Origin of the sequence: Paenibacillus cremeus (assembly GCF_007786445.1) — a bacterium.
GTDB lineage: Bacteria > Bacillota > Bacilli > Paenibacillales > NBRC-103111 > Paenibacillus_G > Paenibacillus_G cremeus.
The window spans coordinates 1-25,906 of sequence record NZ_VNJI01000040.1 but is presented as its reverse complement, the minus strand read 5'-3'; the positions used below and the strand labels follow the sequence as shown (position 1 = coordinate 25,906).

General features: G+C 55.8%; 21 protein-coding genes. 4 read left to right on the top strand and 17 right to left on the bottom strand.

The genetic code is table 11. From position 1 onward, the window contains the following. Positions 1-34: 34 nt before the first annotated feature. From FPZ49_RS24650 to FPZ49_RS24585, 14 genes are all read right to left on the bottom strand, one after another. Positions 35-1,042, bottom strand: a complete 1,008-nt coding sequence (locus tag FPZ49_RS24650; protein WP_144852102.1) for a 2-oxoacid:acceptor oxidoreductase family protein — start codon at positions 1,040-1,042, stop codon at positions 35-37. 278 nt (positions 1,043-1,320) lie between these two features. After that, positions 1,321-2,916, bottom strand: a complete 1,596-nt coding sequence (gene ggt / locus FPZ49_RS24645) for a gamma-glutamyltransferase (RefSeq protein WP_144852099.1) — start codon at positions 2,914-2,916, stop codon at positions 1,321-1,323. Continuing rightward, positions 2,909-4,153 (bottom strand): pyridoxal-phosphate-dependent aminotransferase family protein, encoded by a 1,245-nt coding sequence (locus tag FPZ49_RS24640; RefSeq protein WP_144852096.1) that lies wholly within the window; start codon positions 4,151-4,153, stop codon positions 2,909-2,911. Before FPZ49_RS24640 ends, ggt begins: the two co-directional genes overlap by 8 nt. Before the next feature lie 32 nt (positions 4,154-4,185). Further along, on the bottom strand, positions 4,186-5,445 hold the full coding sequence (allC, locus tag FPZ49_RS24635; RefSeq protein ID WP_144852093.1) for an allantoate deiminase: 1,260 nt from the start codon (positions 5,443-5,445) through the stop codon (positions 4,186-4,188). Between the two features lie 13 nt (positions 5,446-5,458). Continuing rightward, positions 5,459-6,898, bottom strand: a complete 1,440-nt coding sequence (locus tag FPZ49_RS24630; protein ID WP_391563865.1) for an allantoinase — start codon at positions 6,896-6,898, stop codon at positions 5,459-5,461. A 24-nt stretch (positions 6,899-6,922) separates the two neighbouring features. Beyond that, positions 6,923-7,294, bottom strand: coding sequence for a hydroxyisourate hydrolase (uraH, locus tag FPZ49_RS24625; protein ID WP_144852087.1), 372 nt, complete (start codon positions 7,292-7,294; stop codon positions 6,923-6,925). Continuing rightward, entirely contained in the window at positions 7,291-8,808 is a 1,518-nt protein-coding gene (pucL, locus tag FPZ49_RS24620) for a factor-independent urate hydroxylase (RefSeq protein ID WP_261381595.1), read from the bottom strand. Before pucL ends, uraH begins: the two co-directional genes overlap by 4 nt. Beyond that, positions 8,805-10,082 (bottom strand): amidohydrolase family protein, encoded by a 1,278-nt coding sequence (locus tag FPZ49_RS24615; RefSeq protein ID WP_144852084.1) that lies wholly within the window; start codon positions 10,080-10,082, stop codon positions 8,805-8,807. The genes pucL and FPZ49_RS24615 overlap by 4 nt, the downstream gene beginning before the upstream one ends. A 30-nt stretch (positions 10,083-10,112) precedes the next feature. Then, positions 10,113-11,183: an ABC transporter substrate-binding protein gene (locus FPZ49_RS24610; RefSeq protein WP_144852080.1), complete on the bottom strand. Its 1,071-nt coding sequence runs from the start codon at positions 11,181-11,183 to the stop codon at positions 10,113-10,115. A gap of 15 nt (positions 11,184-11,198) precedes the next feature. Continuing rightward, a complete protein-coding gene (locus FPZ49_RS24605; RefSeq protein ID WP_261381593.1) occupies positions 11,199-12,575 on the bottom strand; it encodes an amidohydrolase family protein in 1,377 nt (458 codons plus the stop codon). A 3-nt stretch (positions 12,576-12,578) separates the two neighbouring features. After that, positions 12,579-13,493, bottom strand: a complete 915-nt coding sequence (locus tag FPZ49_RS24600; RefSeq protein WP_144852077.1) for an ABC transporter permease — start codon at positions 13,491-13,493, stop codon at positions 12,579-12,581. Beyond that, a complete protein-coding gene (locus FPZ49_RS24595; protein ID WP_144852073.1) occupies positions 13,474-14,838 on the bottom strand; it encodes an FAD-binding oxidoreductase in 1,365 nt (454 codons plus the stop codon). The genes FPZ49_RS24600 and FPZ49_RS24595 overlap by 20 nt, the downstream gene beginning before the upstream one ends. A 33-nt stretch (positions 14,839-14,871) precedes the next feature. Continuing rightward, the gene (locus tag FPZ49_RS24590; RefSeq protein ID WP_144852071.1) at positions 14,872-15,678 is read right to left on the bottom strand and encodes an ABC transporter ATP-binding protein; all 807 of its coding nucleotides are present in this window, start codon (positions 15,676-15,678) and stop codon (positions 14,872-14,874) included. Next, positions 15,675-16,529, bottom strand: coding sequence for a creatininase family protein (locus FPZ49_RS24585; protein WP_144852070.1), 855 nt, complete (start codon positions 16,527-16,529; stop codon positions 15,675-15,677). The genes FPZ49_RS24590 and FPZ49_RS24585 overlap by 4 nt, the downstream gene beginning before the upstream one ends. Positions 16,530-16,776: 247 nt before the next feature. Between FPZ49_RS24585 and FPZ49_RS24580 the strand changes: the two genes are divergently transcribed. Both FPZ49_RS24580 and FPZ49_RS24575 read left to right on the top strand, forming a co-directional pair. Next, positions 16,777-17,499 carry a metallophosphoesterase family protein gene (locus FPZ49_RS24580; RefSeq protein ID WP_144852067.1) on the top strand — a complete coding sequence of 241 codons (723 nt, stop codon included), beginning with the start codon at positions 16,777-16,779 and terminating at the stop codon, positions 17,497-17,499. 82 nt (positions 17,500-17,581) lie between these two features. Beyond that, positions 17,582-17,899, top strand: a complete 318-nt coding sequence (locus FPZ49_RS24575; RefSeq protein ID WP_144852065.1) for a cyclic-phosphate processing receiver domain-containing protein — start codon at positions 17,582-17,584, stop codon at positions 17,897-17,899. A 34-nt stretch (positions 17,900-17,933) separates the two neighbouring features. Here the strand turns inward: FPZ49_RS24575 and FPZ49_RS24570 are convergent, their stop codons facing one another. From FPZ49_RS24570 to FPZ49_RS24560, 3 genes are read right to left on the bottom strand one after another with little or no spacing between them, the layout of a single operon-like run. Further along, positions 17,934-18,926 carry a Gfo/Idh/MocA family protein gene (locus FPZ49_RS24570; RefSeq protein ID WP_144852063.1) on the bottom strand — a complete coding sequence of 331 codons (993 nt, stop codon included), beginning with the start codon at positions 18,924-18,926 and terminating at the stop codon, positions 17,934-17,936. A gap of 31 nt (positions 18,927-18,957) precedes the next feature. After that, on the bottom strand, positions 18,958-20,268 hold the full coding sequence (locus FPZ49_RS24565) for an enolase C-terminal domain-like protein (RefSeq protein WP_144852061.1): 1,311 nt from the start codon (positions 20,266-20,268) through the stop codon (positions 18,958-18,960). A gap of 17 nt (positions 20,269-20,285) precedes the next feature. Beyond that, on the bottom strand, positions 20,286-21,284 hold the full coding sequence (locus tag FPZ49_RS24560; RefSeq protein ID WP_144852059.1) for a hydroxyacid dehydrogenase: 999 nt from the start codon (positions 21,282-21,284) through the stop codon (positions 20,286-20,288). A gap of 163 nt (positions 21,285-21,447) precedes the next feature. Here FPZ49_RS24560 and FPZ49_RS24555 point away from each other — a divergent pair, with 163 nt between their 5' ends. Both FPZ49_RS24555 and FPZ49_RS24550 read left to right on the top strand, forming a co-directional pair. Further along, positions 21,448-24,567 (top strand): phospholipid carrier-dependent glycosyltransferase, encoded by a 3,120-nt coding sequence (locus FPZ49_RS24555; protein ID WP_144852057.1) that lies wholly within the window; start codon positions 21,448-21,450, stop codon positions 24,565-24,567. Between the two features lie 18 nt (positions 24,568-24,585). Next, a complete protein-coding gene (locus FPZ49_RS24550) occupies positions 24,586-25,566 on the top strand; it encodes a glycosyltransferase family 2 protein (protein ID WP_144852055.1) in 981 nt (326 codons plus the stop codon). The last annotated feature ends 340 nt before the right edge of the window (positions 25,567-25,906 follow it).

Genomic DNA, 25,906 nt, shown 5'->3' with positions numbered 1-25,906 from the left:
TATGGTTCACCTCTTCCGAGATTTCTGTGTCCTATTACTTAGTGACTAAATTGAAGCGATGCGGAACGCGATGCTGCTCGCCGTATCCGTCGGTTTCCCTGTTGCGCGAGAGCGCCTCGGTCGGACAGGCCACGACGCACTTCAGACAGCCTTTGCAATATTGGTAATCGATCCCTTGCAGGAACATCTGAGGGCGGCCCTTCTTATCCGGCTGCTCTTCCCAGACGAAGCAGAAGTCCGGACAGGCCGTATCACAGGCTGCGCAATGGATACACTTGTCATCGTCGAAGTGAGGCATCATCCCGCTGCGGGAAATGCTCAGGTCTTTCAAAATGCTGTTACCAGGGTTGGACACGATCCCGCCGATCGGCTGGGTTTCGTAACCATATACAGGAATGTCCCAACGCTTAGGCGCAGGCATCTCAGTACCTTCAGGTAAGGTAAAGGTTTGGAACTTCACTTCATCATAGCCGCGTTGGAACGTGCGGAGCGCAGGCTCTACAGCTTGCGGATATTTCTTCTCGAGCGATTTGCGAATGATCGCCTTCATGCCCTCAAAATCCAAAAACTCACAAAGACGGAATAAGCCGCCAAGCATCGCCATGTTAACGCGGTTCTTTTCTTCCAGCGCAATGCCGGTCGCGTCAACGACAGCAAGCACGCCGCCGGTCAGTTTCAGCTTGTCTTTGAGTGCTTCAGGGCTTTTCTCTGAGTTAACCAGCACAACGCTATCTTCATAGATACCGCTGATGACATTGACCGTCTTGGACAGGTTTTCATGGAAAACCCCGACGACATGTGGTCTTTCCACCGGCGTGGTATCACGGATATTCGTATCCAGATCACAGAAACGGATGTGTGCTTTCACCGGCGATCCTTTTTTCTCGGAACCATAGGAAGAAAAGCTAACGCCGTTGAAACCGCTTCCTACAACGCCCGCTTCAGCAAGCATCTTACCTGCCAAGTTGGCACCAAGACCGCCGATGGATTCGAGCCGAATTTCAAAGAAGCCGAGTTCGTTCGTTTTCGGTAGAACCCTCATGTCTTCAACTCCCCTCAATATTGTAAAGGTATTATATTCCTTATCAGACAGTATAACAGTTTCTAATCTGCACGCATAGTGTTTTCAGACATCTTTTCCGCATAAAATCTGGAGACCGAAGTAACTGTACTATAATGTATGCAAGGGTGTACTATGTTGGTAACCAGCTTGTACAAAATGGAAGCGATCGATACACTCTATCAGCGATTGGCCTTCATTATATGAAAATAAATAAATCCCCAACAGCTAGTGTCAGGGATTTCTATTTGTTATGATGCTTACCAGCCTATTGCCATGCCGTCGCCTCGAGGATCCGCCGCCCCGCTTAGGAGTCCCTGCTCGCCGATCATGATGCCCTGCGCCTGTCCGGCAACGCCGCTCCATGATGGCAGCAGCTCCACGTCGTGCCCCCATAGCTTGAGCCGCTGCGCCTCCGTGTCGAGTCCACGGTTTTCGATCCGCAGCTTGTCGCTGTCCTCTCCCCAGGTTCTTCCGTACACCCAGCGTGGCAATGCAATCGCCTCCTGGATGGAGCAGCCGTAATCGAGCACCCCCGTCATGATCGACAGCTGCGTCTGCGGCTGACCTTCTCCCCCTTGCGTTCCCATGAGCAAAAATGGTTTTCCCTCCCGCGTAATCATGCCCGGCATTAAGGTATGAAACGTGCGCTTCCCCGGCTCCAGCCGATTGGGATGATACGAATCCATGGAAAAGTAGCTGCCCCGGTTCTGCAGGATCATTCCACTTGTGCCCGGCATATATGCCGATCCAAAATCGAAATAAAGGCTCTGGATAAACGAAACGGCGTTGCCCTCCTCGTCTCGAACGGCGGCATACGCAGTGTCCTGACCGCTGGCTGATGAACAATGCTGTCCGGCGTGCGGAGGCTGCAGTTTGATGCAATTCAGCAGATGGCTGGCGTACGCTTTGGAGAGCAGCCGCTCCAGCGGAATGGAAACGAAAGCGGGATCGCTCAGATAGCAGTCGCGGTCGGCGAACGCTTTTTTCACCACCTCGGTCATGCAATGGTAAAATTCAGCCGAATGGCGCTCCAGCTTGGACACGTTCAGCCGCTCCAGCATATTCATCATCATGAGCGCGGAGAAGCCTTGAGAATTGGGTGGCAGCTGGTAGATGACATTCCCTCGATAGGTGGTTGAGATCGGCTCGACCCAGTCGCTGCGGTGGGCTCGAAAATCGTCCTCGGTGAGCAGGCCCCCGTCATGCGCCATGGATGTGGTGATCGAGTGCATGAGTCTGCCGTTATAAAATGCGTCGCGTCCATCGGTTTGCAAAATGCGCAACGTGGCTGCCAGCTCAGGCTGTGTCAAGCGCTCGCCCTGGCGCTTAAGCCGGCCTTGATGTAAAAAGGTGCGCGCCATCGACACGCTTCGTCTTAGCAGCGGCTCATCTCTAACCATCCAGACGGCTAGGTCACGCGAAATCGGGAACCCGTTCTCGGCGAATTGAAGCGCAGGAGATAAGAGCTGCTCCCAGGGCAGCCGTCCGCGTTTGGACGAGACTTCCCACCACGCATCCACCATCCCAGGTACGGTAATGGCGCTTAAGACGCCGCGATGCGGGATGGCCTGCAGTCCCCGCTTGCGAAACGCCTCCGGTGTCGCTTGGCCGGCAGCCCGTCCGCTTCCGTTGAGCGCTTCCACCTTTTTGCTGCGAGCGTCATACATGAGAAAAAAGGCGTCCCCGCCTAGCCCCGTCATATGCGGGTACACCACCGCCAGCGCAGCACTGATCGCTACAGCCGCGTCATAAGCATTGCCGCCCTGCTGAAGGATGCGGCTCCCGATCTGCGTAGCCAAATAATGCGGTGACGCGACCATCGCGTGAAAGCCGGTAGGCATGAGGTTATTCATAGCGCGACCTCCCATACGAATCCAGGGCCGCTTGCACTGCTTGTCCTGTATGAACTCGTGCGCCATGACGCGCCAGCACGGCTTCGAGCGCACCTAGGATGTGCAGGACGTTCTTTTTTCTGCAGCTGTAGCCCATTGTGCCGATTCGCCATATTTTTCCTTTGAGCGGTCCGAAGGAGCTTGCGATTTCAATGCCGAAGTCGTCCAAGAGCATCGCCCTCACCGATTCCCCGTCCACTCCAGGCGGAATCATCACACAAGTAACCACAGGGAGCTTACAGGTCGGGTCGCCGTACAAGGTCATGCCCATTGCTTGAATGCCAGCTACTAGCGCCGCTTCTTGAGCTCTATGTCGAGCAAAACGGGCCTCTAGCCCCTCCTCGAGCACGATTCGCACTCCCTCCCGAAGCGCATACAGCATGGAGGTCGCCTCGGTATGGTGATTGAGCCTGTCCGCACTCCAGTAATCCTGAAGCTGACTCAGGTCAAAGTAATTGCTTTGAATGCCCCGGATTTGCGTTTGGCTTGACTCAGGATGGTGGGCTGGGCGAAGGCCACGTTCGATTTTTTTGCGCTTCAGCACTTTAGCCTCGGCGCGCTGATTATAGGAAATCGGAGCCATCCCGGAGGGGATGGAGAGGCACTTCTGCGTCCCGCCGATGACGGCATCAATGCACCATTCATCGGGTTCCACGGGCACACCGCCAATCGTTGCAACCGCATCGACTACAAAGAGCACATCCATCTCCCGGCATGCTTTGCCGATGTCCGCGAGCGGCTGCATGCAGCCCGTCGACGTTTCGCCGTGCACCATGGCCACGATGTGTGGACGGTTCGCGCCGATGTGACGGATGACCTGCTCCTGGTCAAACACCTTGCCCCATTCCTGCTCGAGGGTGCTAACCATAGCGCCGCAGCGCTCCGCAATCTCCACCAGCAAATGCCCGAACCGGCCAAAGATGGGTACGAATACCCGGTCTCCCGGCTCAATCAGGCTGGTCAGTACGGCTTCAATCCCTGAGCGTGACGTACCGTCAATCGGATAGGCCCATCGGTTCGTCGTTTGGAACAATTCCCGGAGCATTTCCATCGTTTCATTCATTAACCCCGTAAATTCCGGATCAAATTGCCCCAAAATCGGGAAGGACATCGCCCGCAGCACTCTTGGATCTGCTTCTACCGGACCCGGTGTCATGATGGTCCTTGGGGAAGGCGATAAATCGCGGTATTTTTTCATCGGGTGCGCCCCCTCTTGTCTTTCGTCTGTTGTCATGAATAGGCTAAGTCGTATAGCAAATCAATGAGCACAGCCACACCGGCCGAAAGTGATTCCGGCGCCGTATATTCCAGCGGAGAATGGCTGATGCCATGGCGGCTCGGGACAAACAGCATGGCTGTCTTACACACCGGCTGCATGATTTGAGCGTCGTGACCGGCCCCGCTGAACATCGCTCGTGAGCTTAAGCCTCGGGCTTCGCAAATGTTTGTAAGCTTTTCCATGAGCTCAGGATGCATCGGCACAGGCTGGGCATTCATCCACTCGCTTCCAGACAGCTTGAGCCCTCTGGTATCGGCAATGGCTTGAAGCCGGCTGCCGATCTCTTCACAGAACGACGCCAACACGATCTCGTCCGCATGACGCACATCCAATGTAAATTGGACGGTGCCGGGGATGACATTGGGAATATTGGGCGAAACTTCGAGCTGCCCTACGGTAGCGACCATCGGTTCTTTGAGCGCCGACGCTTTTTCTTCAATTAAAGCAATCATCTCCGCCGCTCCCGCCAATGCATCGCGCCGCCAAGCCATCGGAGTTGTCCCCGCATGATTCGCTTCCCCCATCACCATAAAGGTGAATCGGCGCTGCCCTACGATGCCGCCGACGATTCCGACAGCCTGCTCCTCCCGCTCCAGAACAGCACCTTGCTCGATGTGCAGCTCAATAAACGCCTGAATATCCGTTCGCTTAGAAGGTCGGTGCGTTCCTGCGCCGAAGCCCGCCGAATGCATAGCTTCCTGAAGGCTAATGCCTTGGGCATCCCGGATATCCAGTGGTGGCTCTGCGGTTTGGAAACGGCCGGTAACATTCCCGGAGCCCCAGTAAGTTAGGGGGAATCGACTTCCTTCTTCTTCGGCGAATGATACGACCTCCAGCGACCTTTTGGGCTGGCCGTAGTTGGCAAGTAGAAAGCTTAGGGCAGCAATCCCTGCTGCGACTCCATAAGCCCCGTCATACTTGCCTCCAGAGCGGACCGTGTCGATATGAGAGCCGGTGAGGATGCAGCCCTCGCCAAGCTCCTCTCCCTCCAACCGGCCGAATAAATTGCCCGCATCGTCAAAATAAGCGGTCAGTCCGCTGGCTTCCATGACTTCACTCAGCGCAAGCTGTGCCTGCATCCACGAATCGGAATACAACAGTCTCGTTACCCCGCCGGCCGGATCGGCGCCAAAGCCCGAGAGCCATTCCAACTGGGTTTGAATCTCTGTTGCAAATTGCTTTAAATATTGAACGTTCTCCTCCGTGGTCACGGTAATCACCTCCTTATGCCGAATTGCTATGATCTGTATCTGTAGAGGCTGTCCCAATGCTTCTAGGCAACCATTCTCCGAGGCATTCCCCGATGATAGGCAAGGGATTGCTAATGTCGTAAATTATTAGCCCCCTAAGTAATGTCGCGGTCACTCGGCAATGGAAGGTACGGCCCACATAGGGGCTTTGTTTATGCTTATACTTTAGCTGCTCCGCAGTCAACGTGTACCCGCCCGACGACAGGTCTAGCAGCGCCAAATCGGCATCCATTCCAATACGAATGGCGCCTTTGCTGGGGAGACCAAACCGTTTCGCGGGATTTTCGGACAGCATGCGCGCTAAGTGCGGCAGCGAGATACCTCGCTTCACAAAGCCTTCGCCGACCATCAGCTCCAGCGAGCTCTGGGCACCTGAGATGCCGCCCCAGGCTTCGAACCAGCTGCCGCTCGCGGCCTGTTTCAAGTCCGGCGGACAAGGGGAATGGTCGGAGGCGATCAGGTCGATCTGGCCGTTGGCCAGCGCTTCCCATAGGCCTTGCTGCTCCTCTTCGGTGCGAAGAGGCGGCGCGCATTTGGCAACCGGCCCGAGACGGGCCATGTCTTCCGCGGTCAGCGTTAGGTAATGCGGGCACGTTTCGACCGTGACATCCAGCCCCTGCCGCTTCGCGAGATCTATCGCAGCAACCGCCTGAGGGCTGCTAATATGTACAAAATGGAGCGCACAGCCCGTCTGCTCCGCATAGAAGAGCGCACGGCGCACGGCCTCCAGCTCGGCGATCACCGGTCGGGACGCAGCGTAGTCGAGCGCCCCATGCCTGCCCGCTCGCTTCGCCTCCGCGGCCAGCCGGGATACAAGCGGCTCGCTCTCCGCATGCAGCGCCAGCACGCCCCCCAGCTCGGCGATGACTCGCATCCCCTCATAGAGCGTCCAGTCGTCGACCTCGCGGAAGATGTCTTCGCCTTCCCCGCCGGGATCGGACATGAACGCCTTGAAGCCCGCCACGCCCGCCTCGGCGAGCGGCCGCAGCTTCTCCGCGTTGCCCGGCACGAGCCCGCCCCATAAGGCGTAATCCACGTAGGAGCGCCCGTGCGCCGCATTTCGTTTGAGCTGCAGCGCCTCCGGCGAAACCGTGGGCGGCCGCCCATTCAGCGGCATATCGATGTACGTCGTGCAGCCGCCGGCAGCGAGCGAGGCCGAGCCGGTGGCGAAGCCTTCCCAGGCGTTTAAGCCCGGCTCGTTAAAATGCACGTGCGCGTCCACCATGCCCGGCATGATGTATCGGCCATGCGCGGAGAGCATGCGGGTTGCCGTGCTGTCAGCATCAGAGGCCAGCGATTCGCCTAGCGCGGCGATTTTACCATCGCGAATACCGATGTCCAGCGCAGCCACACGATCCGGCAGGACAACCAGACCCCCGTGTACAATCAAATCAAATCGTTCGCTTATGCTCATCCCCATGCTGCTCACCTCCTCAGTCTAGCTTCCACGATACGTACTGTAGCCTCCGGGGGCAACGAGCAGCGGAACGTGATAGTGCTCCTCTGGCGCGTGGAGGACGAATCGAATGGGTACATGCTCTAGAAATGGCGGTTGTGACTGTGCCTCCAGAGCCTTTGCATCATGTTTTCGGAAATATTCTCCAACGATGAAGACCAGCTCATAAACCCCCGCTGTACACTCTTCTCCTGCCAGCAAAGGAGCATCCAGCCGCCCGTCGCCATTCGTCACCGCTTGCCGAACCAATACCCACGCGCCGCCTTCGTCCAAGCGCCACAGCTCCAGCGCCATTCCGCCGGCCGGTTTGCCAATGGATACATCGAGCACATGCGTCGTCAGCCGACCGCTCATGGCGCTTCTCCATCGGCAGCCGCCTCCGCTCGGGCCAGATCGGCCCTCGTCACCGCAAAGCCTTGGAAGCCGTAAGGCGGCCTCGGCTCCGTATAGACTCGCCCTTCGCCATCGGGAATCGATTCCACGATCGTCTCCCACGTCCGGTTATTCGACTCGAAGCGAACCTCCTCCAGCTGAGGAAACCGAGTTAAGATTCTCAGACCGATGTGATAGATCAAATTTTGAATGGAGGGGCTGTTGAGCTCGTGAAACACACTATGGGCGAGATCGCGAATTTGCTCGGCGGCGACGTAGCGTCGCTCACCAGGTGCGATGGCATCCATCGGGTCCAAGTAGCTCCATCGGATGTTCAGCCAAATAAACAGCGGGCGATCCGACGTTTCCGGCAGCGTCGTATACTCATCACGCACAAAGCCGGCGAAGGCGCTGCCCTTCACTTTGATCAGCTGCAAATCCGATACGGCACATTGGTGTCCGAGTACGCAAAGGCCGCTGTCACTGTCGCTTCGTGTCACTTCCAGCGCTGCCGAGGCATGATCGTTATGAGAGCGACGGTAGACTAAGCTGCTGTCCGTCAATCCCCCCGCCCCGTCGGGCACCTGCAGCATTTCGAACGGGATGCGGTCGGCGCTGATCTCAATGGCGCTCATCTGGCTGTATTTGTGCAAAAACGTCCCGCAAATATGGTACAAAAACCCTTCGATCGTGCTGCCCGTAAAATCGGCGGCATGTCGCAGGATCAAGTTTTTCATGGAGTCGGTGGCGACGACCATCGAGTTATCCCCCTCCGTAAAGGAAGGCAGAAACGCATCCCCGCGTACCGCGATTTTGACGTTCATGGCGAAAATGACATTATCATGCCCCGAAAATCCGGACTCCGGAATCGGCGCCACAGCGGTTAAAGGTGCGGCAAAGGTGCGATAGACGAGCACGTCGCCTTTTCCATAGTACATCGTCCGCCCTGCCATGGAATTGGTCGAAGGGGTAGGACTAGCTGCAGAAGCATTTTCATCAATGAGATCGGTTAAACGAAACATGGCGATTTTCCCCACTTCCCTTAGCGCTAGTTCTAGCTCCTCTTCCGGAGAGCCCTTCAGTCTGCTCATCATGGCTGCCAGAATCGTATGCTTGGTATGGCCGCGCACCGCTTTAATGAACGGAAACCCGAATTTATCGGTATACAGCTTGTTGTAGGACGAAAAAGCAGCAAACTCCTCCGGCGTCAAATCGGTCAGCCCCGCCCCCTGCTGCTCTGAAACCGACGCTTCCGACATTTTCAGCCTGCCGGCCAAATCCGGGTGGGCCCGCAGCAGCGCGAGCTGCTCGGATTCGGTGGCCAGCTGGACTTCCAGCTGCATCGCCTCATGGAGCTCGGCCAGTGATCGAAACGGCGCCGACTTCTTCCACGCCCGAACAGCGACCCATGGCGAATGCTCGAACACCCAGCCGATCGCATCAATAAATTGCGGTCCGGTCATTTCATTCAGTTGATCGATCGTGTAGGCTTTCATATCGCTTCACTCGCTTTGCATTCAAATAAAAGCTGCTCCATCAGCACGGTTCGAGCCGGTACGGTAACGGAGACGACTCGCCCCTGGCTCACCACATAGCGGCATGCAGGCTGCGCAGCCAGCAAATCCGATGCGTCCCGGCCTGGAAGCAGAATAAAGCTGGCCGGTTTGCCGGGCGCAAGGCCGTATTGGTCGCCGAGCTGCAGTACATCTGCCGCCCGGACGGTAACCATCCGCAGCGCCTCTTCCAGCTCCTCCCGGCCGGTCATATGCGCCAAGTGAACCGCCATGTGGGCGGCCTGCAGCATACTGCCCGTGCCCAGTGGATAAAAAGGGGTCCGAATATCGTCGTGCGCGATGCTGACGTTGACCCCCGCCTGCCACAGCTCCTTGATCCGGGCGATGCCCCGCCCCTTCGGATAGCCGTCGAAGCGCCCCTGCATGGCGCTGTTGATGAGCGGGCAGCTCACGATGTGAATGCCCGAGCGCACCAGCAGCCCCAGCAGCTTTTGAAAATAGGCTTCGCTATAGTAAGCCGTCGCATTGACATGGCTTGCTGTGACGCGCTCGCGGAGCCCCGTTCGCAAAGCCAGCTCGGCCACGGCTTCAAGAAAGCGCGAATGCCCATCGTCCAACTCGTCGCAGAATACATGGACGAAGCGGTTGTACTTGGCCGCAAGCGTAAAGCAGATGTCGAGCGAAGTGAGGCCCGCCTCGCGCGTCGGCTCGCAGTGCGGAATCGCACCGATACCGTCTGCTCCGAGGCGTATCGCTTCTTCGAGCCGCTGCACGTTGTCGGGGCAAGCGATGAGGCCGTCCTGCGGGAACGCGATGACCTGCAGCTGCACAAACGGCCGAACAAGCTCGCGCAGCTCCAGCAAGGCCCGCAGCGCCGTCAGCTTCGGGTCGGAAATGTCCGCCTGCGTCCGCACGTGCAGGATCCCACCGGCCACCTGTGCCCGAATCACGGCTTCCGCTCGCTGGAGCACATCCTCCCGCGTCAGCTCCTGCTTCCGCGCCTGCCACAGCCGAATCCCTTCGAACAGCGTCCCGCTTTCGTTCCAGGCCGGTTCGCCCGCCGTCAGCACCGTGTCCAAGTGGATGTGCGATTCCACGAAAGGGGGCAGCAGCAATAGGCCGCTGCCGTCAACCTCTTGCGCCCCGGTGCCGCTCGGCACACTGCCGATCACAGCGATGTCGCTTCCGCTTACAGCCACGTCAACTGCAGCCTCCGCCCCGGAGAGACGAACCTTGCGAAATACCAGATCATACATGCAGGCTCCCCCTCGCGCCAGTCATCGCTGTTATTTTTTCGGCAAAAATTCCTGTGTAAACACCTTGCTCACATCCTGAGGCGCCTTCAGCAGTCTCAGATCGTACAGCTGCTTATTCAGCGTTTCCCATCGATCCTTGGACATGTAACCTACGCCCTTGGTGGCAGCATCGTCACCGAAGACAAGCGGCTGCAAGGCCACGGCGCTGTAGTCCAGCTTATCCAACGGCATATCCGGATTTTTTTCTTTGATGGCAGGATTGATTTCCTTGTAATTGTCTTTGTAATAGTTCCAGCCTTTAATGGTCGCTTCGACGAACGCTTTGACCGCTTGCGGATTTTCCTTCAGGAAGCTCTCCGTCGTGTACATCAGATTGCCGTACGGGTTGTAGCCGAAGTCCGCGTTAAGCAGCACATCCACCTCGACCCCTTGCTCCTTCATGGAGAACGGCTCCGAAGTAATGTAGCTTTGGCTGGCCGACGTTTTATCCGCCACAAAATTCGCCAGCTGGCCGGTATACTTGAGCTCCTCGACCTTGTCGAGCTTGAACGCTTTCTTCATATACTCCCAGTACGCCACGCCGCTGCCTACATACACCTTGTGACCGTTCAGGTCCGACATGCTTTTCAGATTTTGGCCTTTGTGGACCATGATGCCTTGGGGATTTTTCTGGAACACCGCCATAATCGCCACGAGCGGAATGCCGTTCTCACGAGCAAACAGCACCTCATCCGCCTGGCCCATGCCGAATTGCGCTTTACCGGAGGCGACGATCTGTGTAGCTGAGATGCCCGGGCCACCCGATGTAATCGTCATATCCAGCCCTGCATCTTTGTAAAAGCCTTTGATCTGTGCCGTATAATTGCCGCCATGCTCGGCTTGGGCGAACCAGTTGGTCACCTGGGTGACGGCGATCGGCTTTTTCTCCGGTGCAGGGGCTGGCGTTGTGCTGCTTGCAGCCGGCTTTGAATCGGTAGTGGCAGCCGGTTTCGTCTCCGCGGAGGAGCCGCAGCCGCTCAAGAGGCTCCCAGCCGTAAGCAGGAGTGCCAGCGTAGTGCGAATCGGTCGAAAATTCCCCCAAAAAGATGATGCTATTCTCATGTATATTCCCCCGTCTCACTTTTTATTTTGAACACCCGAAGCTTGAGTGGCATGCTGCTCGGGATCGGATACCCAGCCCATGTGATGCTCCGTCCGTGTCACGGACAGCCAGCGCCTGTTGTTGTAGACCCAACGCCCCGCCGGCTGCTCGGCAAACCACTCATCCACCGTCAGAGCATCCATGATGACAAAATTTACCGGATGCCCCTCTGCAATTCCGTACTCTTTTAGCCCCAGAATGGAAGCCGGAATGTCCGTCATCATTCGCAGCAGCGTGCGCAGCTCCTGCGGGCTGCCCATATGTGCCGCATAAGCGGTTAGCTGCCCGATCTGTGCCAAATCGCCCCGGCCGAACGGGTGGAACGGGTCTTGAATATTGTCCGACGCCGTCGCCAGTGGAATTCCGGCTTCCAGCAGCTCCTTAATTCGGGTCGTTCCTCGCCGGATCAAGCCGCGATCGCCCCGACCCTGCAGATACAGATTGCACGCCGGAAGCGTTACAGCCTGAAGCTTGGCGTCCGCCATACTGCGAATGACCGATGCCGCCGCTTCCTCATCCATCGCAGATAGGGAACACAGATGGTCCACGGTGACGCAGCCTTGAAAGCCATACGCAATCGTTTTCTCTGCGATGTAAGCAGCGGTCCGTTTCGTTGGATCGTCGCTCTCATCGGCGTGCAGATCGATCGGTTTCCCGTATCGTGCCGCAAGCTCAAAGATGCGGTCAATATCCCGCTCCGGTGTTTCCGACAAGTGCGGCGCCCCTCCGAGGCCATCTAAACCTAGCTGCAGCGCCTCATGAATGGCATCCTGCTCCAGCAGCGTATGGCTGTTATACGGACACATCGGGAAAAACTCCAGCGCCACCTGCCCACTTAGCTCTTCCTTTAGCTCCAATGCCGCCTGCACCGTTCGCATCGCAACCTCAGCGCCGGTCCGCAGATGGAAGTCGATATGGCTGCGGATCGCCGTCGTGCCAAACGAGAGTGCACGAAGTGCCGCTTTGCGCATTCGCGCTTTGATTTGCTCCTTTGTAAACATTGGCGCCACCCGGCTATAGCTATGGATCGCTTCATAGAGCGTACCCGATTGATTCGGCGCAGCGCTCAAAGAATAAGCTTTATCCAGATGCATGTGCGCATCCACCAAACCCGGCAGCAGCATCCGTCCCTCTAGGTCGATCCGACAGCCGGACAAATCTCTACCGTCACTCAGAGTGGATAACGTTGCAATCGGACCTCCTTGCTGCTCTTGCAGCTCCCCGGGCTGCTCCTGCTTCCTAATCGATATCCAACGTCCTCCGGCCGCTTTTAGCTCGAACAGCTTCTTTTCCTCCAGCAGAGGCAGCGCTGCATTGATCAAATGCAGCTCGAACGTATTTACCATAGGCATAGGCTAGTTCTCCGATCGCATCTCGGATTCGTGCCACGAGCTGAGCATCCATTTGGCGAAGGCATTCACGAGCAGGAAAAAGCCGATGCCGAGCACCGATGCGGACAGCCCGCAGGCAAACAAGTAAGGCGTCTGCAGTCTGGAGGCCGCCACCGTGATCGCGTAGCCCAAGCCGCCCTTGCCGCCGCCGATGCCTGCGATGTATTCTCCGACGATGGCACCGATGACCGCGAGCGTACAGGAGATTTTGAGCCCTGCAACGATGTACGGGAGAGCGGCCGGGAGGCGCAGCTTCCACATCGTTTGCAGCCGGGAAGCATTGTACAGGTAGAACAAATTTTTCATATTATGGTCGGTCGAGTTTAGCCCAATCAGGGTGTTCGAGAGCATCGGGAAAAACCCGATCAAAAACGCGATAATAACGATGGCGTTCATCCCTGCGCCGAACCAGATCACGATGATGGGCGCAATCGCAACGATCGGGATCGTCTGCAAAATGATCGCGTACGGATAGACGCTTTTCTCAATCAGCTTGGAGCTGGCGAGCAGCACCGCCCCCAAGACGCCCATCACGATGCTGAGCAAGAAGCCGAGAACGGCTTCCGATATCGTCGTCATCACGGATACGAACAGTCCGTTAGCATGCTCTGTCGCCGCTTGAACAATATCCGAAGGCTTCGGCAAAATGTACGGCGGAACGTTCAGCAGCCTTACCACCAGTTCCCAACCGCCGACGAAGACGATAAACGCTGCGAATGGGGGCAGCAGTTGGGCCAGCACCGTTTTGAACGATCGGTTCCCCCGCCCACTTGATTCTCGCTCCAGCTTATGCGTCCATGAAGCGCGTTCGCGGGGCGGATAAATTTCATCTGCCATGCGCTGCAGCTGCAATCCGCTTTTATCCATGTCGAGCGCCATACCGGCTCCCCTCCTCTGTCCATTCGTCCTGAATTTTTCCCGGATTCAGCAATCCTAACGGATCGTTCTCGCGCTTCTTGCGCTGCATGCTGCCTACCTCACCCCGCCCGCCGTTCGCGAGCATCCAAGTGTGCGGATCGAAAATTTTCACGCCGATCGATTCGAAATACCCAATGATCTCGTACAGCCGCTCCTCGCTTTGAAATTTCACGAGCGGGAGCGAATTGGGAGAAAGCTTGCCGCCGCTTCGCACCCATTCAAAATGCAGCAGCACCTCGTCGCCGTACTTGTTTTTAATGAGGCGGATTTGCTCCAAATATTGATCCGGAGAAAAGCCCGCCTGCAAATAGGTGATCGTAGGGTCTGATTTCAACGCCCAGAGCGTTGTATGATTCCATGTAAAATCGGACAGTCCAAGCGTCTTGCGGTACTGCTCCGCCTCGATCACATGACCGATGCGGCCCTGGTAGCGCAGCGCCAGCTCCTTGACCTGCTCCTGCGTGCCGTTCGCCGTCTCCAGCAGCACCGCCGCCGCTCCCAGCTCCAGTACCTTCGCCAGCGGCATAAAATAAGACGGGATCGGCCACTCCATCGGACTGATCAGCCGCTTACGGATCGTCTCCTCCTTCGCCAGCGCTTCGCCGAAGCGCACCGCCTGCTCGAAGCTGTCGAAGTGAGCGACCGACTGTACCCATTCCATGCGGGGGGCGAGCGGGATCGTAAGCTCCGTCATAATGCCCGTAGTGCCATAGTTGTGGATGTAGTCATAGAGCGCTTTGCCGTTGACGACGAGCCGCCGTGGCGTTTCTTCCATCGTGTAAATGACGGCTTCGAGCACGTTGCCATCCCACAGATTGCCCCACGTAATCGAGCCGATGCCGCCGGACCCTCCGCTTACAAATCCGCCCGCCGTCGCTTTCATGAAGGTGCTTGGATAAATACGCAGCTCCTGGCCCAGCTCCCGGGCTTTTTTTTCCAGCGCCCCCAGCTTTACGCCGCACTGTACGGTGGCATAGCCCGCACCGATCGTGATGATACGGTCCAGCCCGCTCAGATCGAGCACCAGTCCGCCGTTCAGCGGCACCGCTTGCCCGTAGTTGCCTGTGCCGGCGCCCCGCACCGTAACCGGTATCTGGTGACGGTAGGCGAAGGCGAGCAGCTGCGCCACCTCGCGCTCATCCTTCGGCGCCACGATCCCGTCGGCCAGCTTCGTGCGCAGCTGCCGATCCAATACCGGCGAGTACCAATAGTAATCCTTCGACAGACGCTCCCTCGATTCCGTGTCCAGAAGCAGCCGTTTGTCGCCCATCAGGTCACTTAATTCCTTCTCCCATCCGATAGCCATCTTCTCTCTCCTTTCTATCTGACAACCTAAATCTTAGTGCTTCAACGCGCCGGAAACGGTTCGAACCAGCTCACTGAATTCCGCGGTCGTACGAAATCGCTCATCACGTGGAAACGGGATCGGAATATCGATCGTCCCGGATACCTTCCCCGGCCTTGGAGTCATAACGACCACACGCGTGGACAGGAACACCGCTTCGAACACATTGTGGGTGACGAACAGCACCGTCATTTTCGAATCCTGCTGCCAAATATTTAACAGCTCATCTTGCAGCGTCTGGCGGGTAATTTCATCCAGCGCGCCGAACGGCTCATCCATCAGAAGCAGCTTGGGTCTGGACACGAGAGCTCTCGCGATCGAAACACGCATCTTCATACCGCCCGACAGCTGTCTTGGCAGCACCTTCATGTAGTCCTTCAATCCGACTAGCTCGAGCACCCGCTCGGCTTCCTGCTTTTGTACGGCCTTCGGGCCCCCCCTAAGGTCAAGCGGCAGCGTGACGTTATCTTGCACCGAGCACCATGGCAGCAGGGTCGAGTCTTGAAATACGAAAGCAATTTCGCTTTGCTTCCGGGCCTCCTTCGGCGTCATGCCGAGAATAGCAAGCTCACCGTCCGTCGGCTCCCCGAGTCCGGCGATCAGCTTGAAAATCGTTGATTTCCCGCAGCCCGACGGGCCGACGAAGCAGAGAAATTCACCCTCGCGAATGTCCAGCTGCACATCCTTTAGCGCAACAGTTCCATTCGGATAAATTTTAGAGATGTGATCCATCCGGACCAGCGTCGGATTCCCGGCGGCAGGCTCCACTTGCAGCGCTGCTTCTGTTAATTTGATGTTCATAGCCCCACTCCCGTCTGGTTCACGACTGCTGCCGACTCTTCCGCTTCTGCCTTCAAGGACGACATCTCGAAAGCCGCCATCTCCATCAGCGCCTCTGCTAAGAGCAGCCCGCCCAGCTTCAGTATCGCTTCGCCTTTTTCTTTGGTTGCCTTGGTGGCATCCCCCGATATCCCCGAGGAGGAAAGATCGTCCATCACCCAGGCAAAAGCTTTATTGCGAAATTGCAGATAACGCGACTCTGGAAAGTACGGCAGCTCCGTCGGAGCCAGCTCCGGATGCACCCAGTTCTCCTTCGCCGCCAGTACGATGGACGTTTCTGAATCGCCGGCGTGAATGCCTACTTTTTTCTCGATATCACTGATCAGCCCTTCGCCCAGCCCCAGTGAGCCGGGATCGAGTCGAAAGACCGCTAGGCCAGTCTCAATGCGAATTTCACGGGCCATCATGTTGAGCAGGTCCGTGTTGCCTCCATGAGTGTTCAGCAGCACCAGCTTTTCAAAGCCGCTGCGGCGCACGCTTCGGGCAATATCGAGCAACAGCTGCATCAGCGTCTGAGCGGATAATGTAATGGTGCCTGAATGACCGAGATGCTCGGTGCTTTTTCCGTAGGGCAGTGGAGGCAGCAGCCAAATATTCGCTTCCTCCGGCAGCTCCTCAAACGCATATGTCAGAAAAGCTTCCGCAATTAAGGTATCCGTAAACACCGGCATATGCGGTCCATGCTGCTCTACAGCGCCCACAGGCAGTACCAGCAGCGCGCCTTCCTTCGGAAGCTGTGCCACCTCCAGCTTGCTTAATCGCGGGAAAAACCGCTTATCCCACGCTTTTCCTTCATATCGATTGAACCTCATCGTTCAGCACCTCCATTTGCTCTTATTTTAGTGGAGCGGATGGGAGGGGTAAATAGCCAACGCAATTATTTGTTATGTTTTATAACATATCAATATCATTTTGTGCACTACGCACAGAGATTAAGTCAATTTAATGTTATGTTATATAACATTAAATAGTTTTTGAAATGTGCCGACGCTCAGTCCCGCCGAACTCGACGTTACGTATACTGTAGCAAGCACGAATTTGCCGGAGAGGAGTTTGAGCATGAGAGGGTCGCAGAGAAAAACATTTGTCATCAGCGATATTCACGGCTGCTTGGTCGAACTCGAGCAGCTGCTAACCGCGATCCCTTTTCGCAAAGGGAAGGATCAATTGATTTTACTTGGCGATTATGTGGACCGGGGACCTAACAGCAAAGAGGTACTGGAGCGCATCATCCAACTGACGGAGACTTGCCATGCGGTGGCTTTACGGGGCAATCATGATCAAATGTTTCTGGAATTTTTGGAAGGCGAGGATCCGTACTCATTCATATACAATGGAGGTATTCACACGCTGTTGAGCTACTGCGGGCCGCATTGGTTTGATGAGCTCGATTTTTTCATCGGCCTTGAAAAGGCTCGAGAGTATATCACAACACACTTTCCGACACACGTCGCTTTTCTGCAATCACTGCCGCTTTATTATGAGGCTGCGGATCATCTGTTTGTCCATGCCGGCATCAACCCGGACTACGCCGACTGGAAAAACCAGCCGATCGACGATTTCCTCTGGATTCGTGAAGACTTTATCGACCATCCGACGGGTCTGGAACAGCCGGTTGTATTCGGTCATACGACGACCTTGGATATGGAGGACGCCCAGGGAACGGTTTGGTTTGGCGGGGATAAAATCGGAATTGACGGAGGCTGCGTATACGGAGGACAGCTCAATTGTCTGGAAATCGGCCCTAGAGGGTATCGAGCCTATTCCGTCAGGAGCGTCTGAGGCTGCAAGCCCAATCCATGTCAGCTCATGCCGCATAGGATAAGGGGATTGTCACAGTTGCCATAAAGGGGAGAATTCGTATATGAATGTATACCTGGACGATATACGGCCGTGCCCTTCCGGATTTCACTTGGCGCGGACGGCAAAGGAATGCATCGATCTCATTCAGTCGGGGAAAGGGAAACTCCAAACACTGTCGCTCGATTACAACCTGGGCTTAGGCAACCCTACTGGGTACACCGTGGCGCAATACATCGTCGACAATAACACCTACGCCAAGCAAATTATTATTCATAGCGCCAATCCGTTCGGACGGATGAAAATGTTCAAGCTGCTTCATCACCATAAGCCGAAGCATGTGAAGCTGTCGATTCGACCCGCTTCGTTGTTTCTGGCCTAAAGCCTGCAGACTGAAGCAGCTCAACGTGAACCCCCTACACCTCCAGCTCACGCCCCGACCGGTGCGATTCATAAACCGTCTGAACGATACGAATCACGTCTCTGGAGTACTCCGCCGTGACCGCGAGCGGCGCATCCTCGTGAATGCTTCCGAGCAGGTCAAGATATTGCAGCACGAACGGATGTGTGCCGTCCTCGATCGGTACGGGCTCATAAACCCCATTGCGGCTGATGGAGAGTCCGCGATTTTGTTCGATTCGGAGCATGCCTTGGGTAAAAACAAACTCCGTATCATTCCGATTGACGCCGCCGTAGCCACCAAGGGAAACCGTCGCTGTAGCTCCATTCGACAACGCGAGCCAGAGATGCCCGCTCCCCTCAATATCGCCCTTCAAGCCGAAATGGGTGAGTGCAGCTTTCAGCTTCACCACCCGACTGTCCGCCAGCCATTGAATCTTGTCGATGGAGTGAGAGCCCAGATTCATTACGATGCCGCCGCCTGCCAAGTGCTGGTGGAAGAACCATTGCGGTCTCGTATCGGTAAAATAAGACACCAATCGCACGTCGTTCACCATCACCAACTTGCCCAGCTCGCCGGATTGGATGATGTCCCTCGCCTTGCGATTTTCCGGCAAGTACCGCTGAGTATGTCCGATCATGAGGCGCACACCATACCGGTCAGCAGCTCCCATAATCTCATTGCACTCCTCCACATTTAGCGCCATCGGCTTCTCCAGCATCATATGGCAGCCCTGCTCCGCACAGAAAATCGCCGCCTCCTTGTGCAGAAAGTGGGGCAGATTGATCGCCACCGCATCCGGACGAACGCTGCGGATCATCTCCTTGTAGTCCGTGTACACCGGCATGTCCATGCTATGACTTGCCAGCAGCGCCTTTGCCCGGTCCGCGTTCGTATCGCAGATCGCCGCGCCGATCAGGCTGTCCAATTCCTGAATCGCTGTCAAATGGCTGCCTGCAATAGCTCCCGCTCCGATGAGCGCAAGCCGCAGCTTTTTATTCGTATACATACAGCTCTCCTCCATGGGTTACAACGTTTTGTCAGACACCTTGACCATCCGAATCAGATTGGAGCACAGCTAGATAGTGCCGGCTGGCAGCAAACACACCTCCGCTGACTGCAAAAAATTCATCCGTCACCGGGAACAAGCCTAGCTCGGTCCGCGTCCACGATTTACCATGCGCCGGATGATACGTCTGCATCAGCTCCCAGTTGGCATAATTTTGCGGTCCGTTCGATTCCAGCGCCCCCACCTTCAGACCGGGAAGCGGCGCCAGGCGAGCGGCCAAGCTTTTATTCCAGTCGACCATCATAGGATTAACCGTCAAATCCGCCCCAAAGCATGGCACTCCGCGCGTTTTCGCCGCCATGGCGACTTGCAGGCTCAGGCTCATCGTCTTGGCAATCGGCTTCAAAGCCATCGCGCCATAGCCCAGATCCATCCGCTCGATCGCATCCAAAACGCTATGTACACTCTCATCGGCAGCCAGCCGAACAGGAACATCGGATACATCCATCTTTTGCTCCTCCGGAAACGGCTCCTCCAGAAGCAGGATTCGCTCCAACGCACCGATCTGATCGGCGTAGTCCAGCAGTCGAAGCAGCCGGTCTTTGGTGTCATATCGCCCATTGGCATCTATGTAGTAAGCAATGTGACCGGATTCGGTATAGGGTGTCTTATACGATATCGCGAGCTCGTGGACGAGTTGCAAACGCTTGCAATCCCAGGCCAGCATCTTCTCGGGGTCGCCATCCTGCTCAGGGTCCGAACCTATTTTTAGCTTCAGCAGAAAATAACCATCGTCCAGCAGCTTCCTGATGTCCTCCGCAGACATGCCGTAGGCGACAACCGGAATGTTGGCCAGTGCCGTATGGCGATAACCGAGGGCATCGCGAACTGGATTCGGTACGAGCGCTGCCAAGTCGGAGCTTCCCGCCCTAATCGCACTCAACATCCACGCGGCCTGATCGACCGGCACTAGTGAATTCAGCACGAACGTCCGGCTGACACGTTGACCATTCATTTCATCCGCATACGCTTGTGCCAACGGCAGCAGCTGATCGAGCAAATCCAGCGGCGTTTCGAAAGCCAGTCCGCGCGCAGCAGCAATCATCGTTCTTGTAACTTGCTGCATCAAACGGTTGCCACCCAGCTCACCGGATCGAATAAACACCTCACGATCGGACCACAGCACACTTTGTACGCCAAGCCCGATGCCTTCCTCGCCTTGATCGCTCTCCAAACGCACAAGCGACTGCCAGAGCTCGGTCAAGTATCCCCCTTTAAAGCCAAACGGAGAGCGAAGCGGCTCTCGCTCCATCGCCGAGCTGGCGGAACGGATTGTGATCACGGTAGACCCACCTCTTTCTATGCGATAATGCTCATTTGGGCTTGCTCCACTTGACCCGATAACGATTGTCCTTCCAAGAAGGCTTTCGTTTCGTCCACCACGAATTGAGCCAAGGCGTACAACCCGTTCGTCACGCCTCCGGCGATATGCGGTGTCATGACCAAATTCGGCAGCCGGCGGAACGGATGATCTGCTCTCGGCGGCTCGGGATTCGTCGTGTCGAGGCAAGCGAACAGCCGCCCTTTGGCCAATTCCTCCGCGAGCGCTTCTTCGTCAATGACCGTCCCTCGTGACGTATTGATCAGGATCGCATCATCCTTCATGAGCGCTAAGGTGTCGCGGTTGATCATTTTATCGGTCGCCGGAATACCCGGAGCATGGATGGAGACGACATCCGCCTGCGTCAGCAGCTCTTCCAAGCTGGCCTTCCTTGCGCCCATAGCCCGTGCTTTTTCTTCACTCACGTAAGGATCGTACAGCAGAACGTCTACCTTAAAATTTTGCATCAGCTTGATGTAATGCGTACCCGCATGCCCTGCGCCGATCACTCCTACCGTTATGTCGTACAGCTCACGAGCTTTACTGTTTTGCTTGTTCCATTCACCTTGCTTCGTCACGACCGAAAGCCGCCACATATCCTTCAACGATGCAATCGTCATCCCGAGCGCCGTCTCCGCCACCCCTTGGCCGATCACACATGCACCGGACGTAATCTGAATATCGCGCTCCCATAGCTCTGGACTAACGATGCCTTTCACGGTGCCTGCAGCATGAACGACCAGCTTGAGGTTCGGGGCCAGGTCGAGTGCCGATGCGTCCAATCGCGGGCAGCCCCACGAGGTAATCACGACATCCGCACCTTGAATGAGCTCTTGCACACGCTCCGGCGTCGGATTCACAGCTTGCTCGTTCATTACCAGCTCCCCCAAGGCACGCAGCTGCTTCAAATGCTTCTCGGCGAACACCCGGTTAATTTGATGCACGCCTTGCAGCATGACGATTTTAGGCTGACTCATCGGTAGTCCATCTCCCTTATCGCTTTGGATTTGTACTTCTCCTTATAGTACCATATGGCATTCTTTGGCAACATAAAAAGATCGATCCGTTGAAATTGCGGAGAAGAAATCTTACAATTAACTTATGTCTAGCGTTAATTTTATCCATTTGGAGTGAAGTCGCTTGCTGTCAACCTGGGTCATCGGACTGTTTTTCACGCTATTCTTCGCTGCAATCTACGATCAACTCCTGCGCAAAGACGAGCTTTTCCCAAACAACCGGCAGAGCACCTACCGCTTGGGCTGGACGGTTCTGGCCATCGGACTCGTGATCCGTGTCATCCTTGCGTACCGCGTAGTGGGCTACGAACCGGATGTGACGACGTTCAAATCCTGGGCAGGACAGCTCGCTTCAGGAGGCCCAGGCTCCCTCTACCGGAGCGGCATGTTCGCCGATTATCCGCCTGGGTATATGTATGTGCTATGGCTTATCGGACAGCTGCAAAGCCTGTTCCAGCTCGGATGGGATTCACCGGGAATGCTGGTGCTGCTGAAAAGTCCTGCGATCTTGACCGATTTAGCTCTATCGATTCTTATGTTCAACTGGGCAATGGAACGCCGGCTCAAGCTCGCGACAGCCTTTGGGATTGCACTTCTGTTCCTGTTTAACCCGGCCATTATCCTGAATTCCGCAGCCTGGGGACAGGTCGATTCGGTGTTTATGGCCTTGATTTTGTTTTATTTGCGGTTCATGGAACGCGGGCGCTGGAACGCTGCTGCCGCCCTCTTGGCGCTAGCTGTTCTCATGAAGCCGCAAGCGCTGCTGCTTGCGCCTCTCTTTTTGCTTGCCTGGATTCGGTTGCGCAGCTGGCGCATCGTGCTGAATAGTGCCCTCACGGGTGCGGCCACATTCATCCTGCTAAGCCTTCCATTCGTCCTTCACCAGCGGCCGAAGTGGCTATTCGAGCTGTATTTCTCCACACTCGCCTCCTATCCTTATGCTTCATTAAATGCCTTTAACCTGCCGGCGCTTTTAGGCGGCAACTTTGCTCCTCTGCATGACCGCATGCTGCTTGGCCTCAGCTACCAAACCTGCGGCACAGCCCTCATGATCGCTTTATATGGGTATATCGTCGTCCTATTTTTCAAGTCAAAAAAAGAAGCTCGCGAAGCTCTATTCCCCCTGCTCAGCTTCCTCGTGATGGCTGGCGTGTTCACCTTTATGGGCAAAATGCACGAACGCTACTTGTACTATGCTCTGCCGCTGGTGCTCTACAGCTTTATCCGCTGCCAAGACCGCAGACTGCTATTTTTATACCTCGGCTTCACCTTAACGCATTTTATGAATGTGAGCGTGGTGCTGCAAAACAGCTTTCAGCAGTTATATCATATCTCCAAGTGGGACGCTGGGATGCTGGCCATCTCTGCAGCTAACGTCGGACTTCTGCTCTACGCCCTGATTCTCAGCTGGAGTCTCCTAACCCAGGGACGTGTCCGGTTGATTTGCACCGTGGACTCAGGCTTCACGAGCAAGCTGCAGCAGCTCAGCGACAAACGCTCATTACTACTGCTTGGCGCGCTAATGCTCGTTTACTCGGCGCTGGCGCTGTACCATCTCGGCTCGCACCAAGGGCCCGTCACGCTCTGGAAGCCTGAGAAGGCAGGAGAAACCGTGATTTTGGACTTGGGTAGACGGCAAACGATTACGAATATCAATACTTATGCTGGCATCGGTGACGGCAGCTTTTCCATCGCCTTGTCCGATGAAGGACTAGGCTGGCGCAATTCGATCACGGAGCCACTGGACGTTTACAAGGGTTTCGCCTGGTGGAGCCAGGCGGTGAGCGGAGAGGCCAGATATGTGAAGCTAAAGGTGGAGCAGCCGGGCTTTTCGTTGTTTGAGCTCGCCCTCTTCGGTCCCGATTCCTCCGCTCCGCTGCCGATCGTGAGCTGGGAAACGGATGGGGATCAAGCTGCTACCACCGCCGGGAAGCTGTTCGATGAGCAGAGTGCAGCCCCTAAGGTTCCATCCTACGAAAATGGAGCCTATTTCGACGAAATTTATTACGTCCGCACCGCTTATGAGCACCTGCATGGCATGGAGCCTTACGAAACGACCCACCCGCCCCTGGGCAAGCTGTTCATTGCCTTTGGCATCTGGCTCTTCGGGCTGAATCCGTTCGGCTGGCGCATCATCGGCACGCTGTTTGGCATCGGCATGATTCCGCTAATGTATCTGTACGGCAAAACATTGTTCGGACGCGCGGAGTACGGCCTTGCCGCCGCATTTTTATTCACGTTTGACTGCCTTCACTTTGTCCAGACGCGGATTGCGACGATTGATGTGTATGCTGTCTTTTTCATCCTGCTGACGTTTTACTTTATGTACCGCTACACGACGACGCCGTGTTACACCGCATCTTTCTCGCGCAGCTTACTGCCCCTTGGCTTGTCAGGGCTGTTCTTCGGGATGGGTGCAGCCTCCAAATGGATTGTGCTGTACGGCGGAGCCGGACTGGCGTTTCTGCTGTTCGCGCACCTGCTCGTCCAGTTCAGAGCGTATAGAGAAGCACGGCGCCGGCTCTATATGCAGCAGACCGCTCTGTCAAAAGCACAGGCCGAGCTGTTGGTCGCTCTTTTCCCCCGCCGAACGTTCTGGACGCTTGCTTGGTGCCTGCTCTGCTTTGTGGTGGTGCCCGGCGCGATTTACCTTTTATCCTACGTTCCGTTCATGGCCGTTCCCGGTCCCGGACACACGCTGATCGATGTGCTTAAGAATCAGGTCGGCATGTATAGCTACCACGAGAACCTGAAAGCCACGCATCCGTTCAGCTCGTCGTGGTGGCAGTGGCCGGAGATGAGCAAGCCGGTCTGGTATTACGCCGGAGTGAGTTTGCCCGAAGGCCAAATCTCCAGCATAACTGCGATCGGAAACCCGCTCATCTGGTGGGTCGGGTTTATCGCGATGCTCGCAGTGACCTTTATCGCCGTCAAGCGAAAACAGTGGAGTCTGACCCTCTTGTCTGTGGCGTTTTTCTCGCAATATTTGCCATGGACGCTGGTGCCAAGGCTGACCTTTATTTACCATTATTTTGCCATGGTACCGTTCTCGGGGCTGGCGCTGACTTATTTTTACAAACAATTGAAAGAAAAGCTTCCAGATGGAAAGAATTATGCATATGGCTTCCTTGCCGCCGTGTTCGGCCTGTTTCTCTTGTTTTATCCGGTGCTATCAGGTGCCGTGATCAGCCGCTCGTTCGCGGAGCATGCGCTTCGTTGGTTTCCGCAGTGGATTTTTTTCTAACAATGGAGGAGATTGCCGATGCCTGAGGCCATCGTTTATTCCGTCGTCATCCCGATGTACAACGAGGAAGAAGTCATTTCAGAAACGTACCGCCGGCTTAAGCTGGTCATGGATTCGACGCAGGAGCCTTATGAATTGGTTTTCGTCAACGACGGCAGCCAGGACCGAACGGAGTACATTGTTCAGAGCCTTTGCTTAGCGGACCCGCGGGTGCGGCTCTTGAACTTTTCTAGAAATTTTGGCCATCAAGCGGCCATCAGCGCCGGCATGGATTACGCCGAGGGGAAAGCGATTCTCGTCATCGACGCCGACCTGCAGGATCCGCCCGAGGTCATGCTGGATATGATCGACAAGTGGAAGGAAGGCTACGAGGTCGTTTACGGCAAGCGACTGAAGCGCAGAGGCGAAGGGCTGTTCAAAAAGGTGACCGCACACCTGTTCTACCGGTTCCTGAAGTCGATGACGCATGTGGAGGTGCCTGTGGATGCCGGGGATTTTCGCCTGATCGACCGCAAGGTGTGCGACGCCACAAAGCAGCTGCGGGAAAAGAACCGCTACGTCCGCGGGCTGATCAGCTGGGTCGGCTTTCGGCAAGCGTCGGTTGAGTATGTGCGCGAGGAACGGTGGGCTGGGGAGACCAAATATCCGCTGCGCAAAATGGTCCGGTTCGCCGCCGACGCCATCACCTCGTTCAGCTACAAGCCGCTCAAGCTGGCGTCCTATCTAGGCTTCACGCTGTCGGCGCTCAGCTTCCTGTACCTGTTGACCGTACTGTACCAAAAGCTGTTCACGAATACGACGATCGTCGGCTGGACGTCGATTGTGGCGATGAACCTGTTTTTTTACGGCATTATGATGATGATTCTGGGCATCATCGGCGAATATATCGGCCGCATTTACGACGAGTCAAAGGATCGCCCGCTCTATATCGTCCGCAATCAAGCGGGCTACGAGCAGAGGTTCGAAGAGGAGCTGCCGCGCCGTGAAGCTCGCCATTGACCGACAAGCCTGGCTTCAGCTGCTGAAATTCAATTGGATTGGCCCTATCAATACGGCGGTCGATTTCTGCGCGTTTTTTTGTGTTCAGTAATCCACGTCAACGGAAAAAAGGGAGGCCTAAGACCCAATGTCATTTAGTTAAGCTCAAAGACTAGACTGGGGATAAAAATGTAATCCGAAACGGCATGGGACAAAGTCCTGTGCCGTTAGTTTTTTGGGTTTAGTCAAGCAAAATGTGCACAGCAAACAAGCGGATGTCATATCCGCTTAAAAAATGTTCATTCGAAATGAATTATGCTACTCTGTAGACGAAGCTAACGGCTGATTTATAACGGATTTT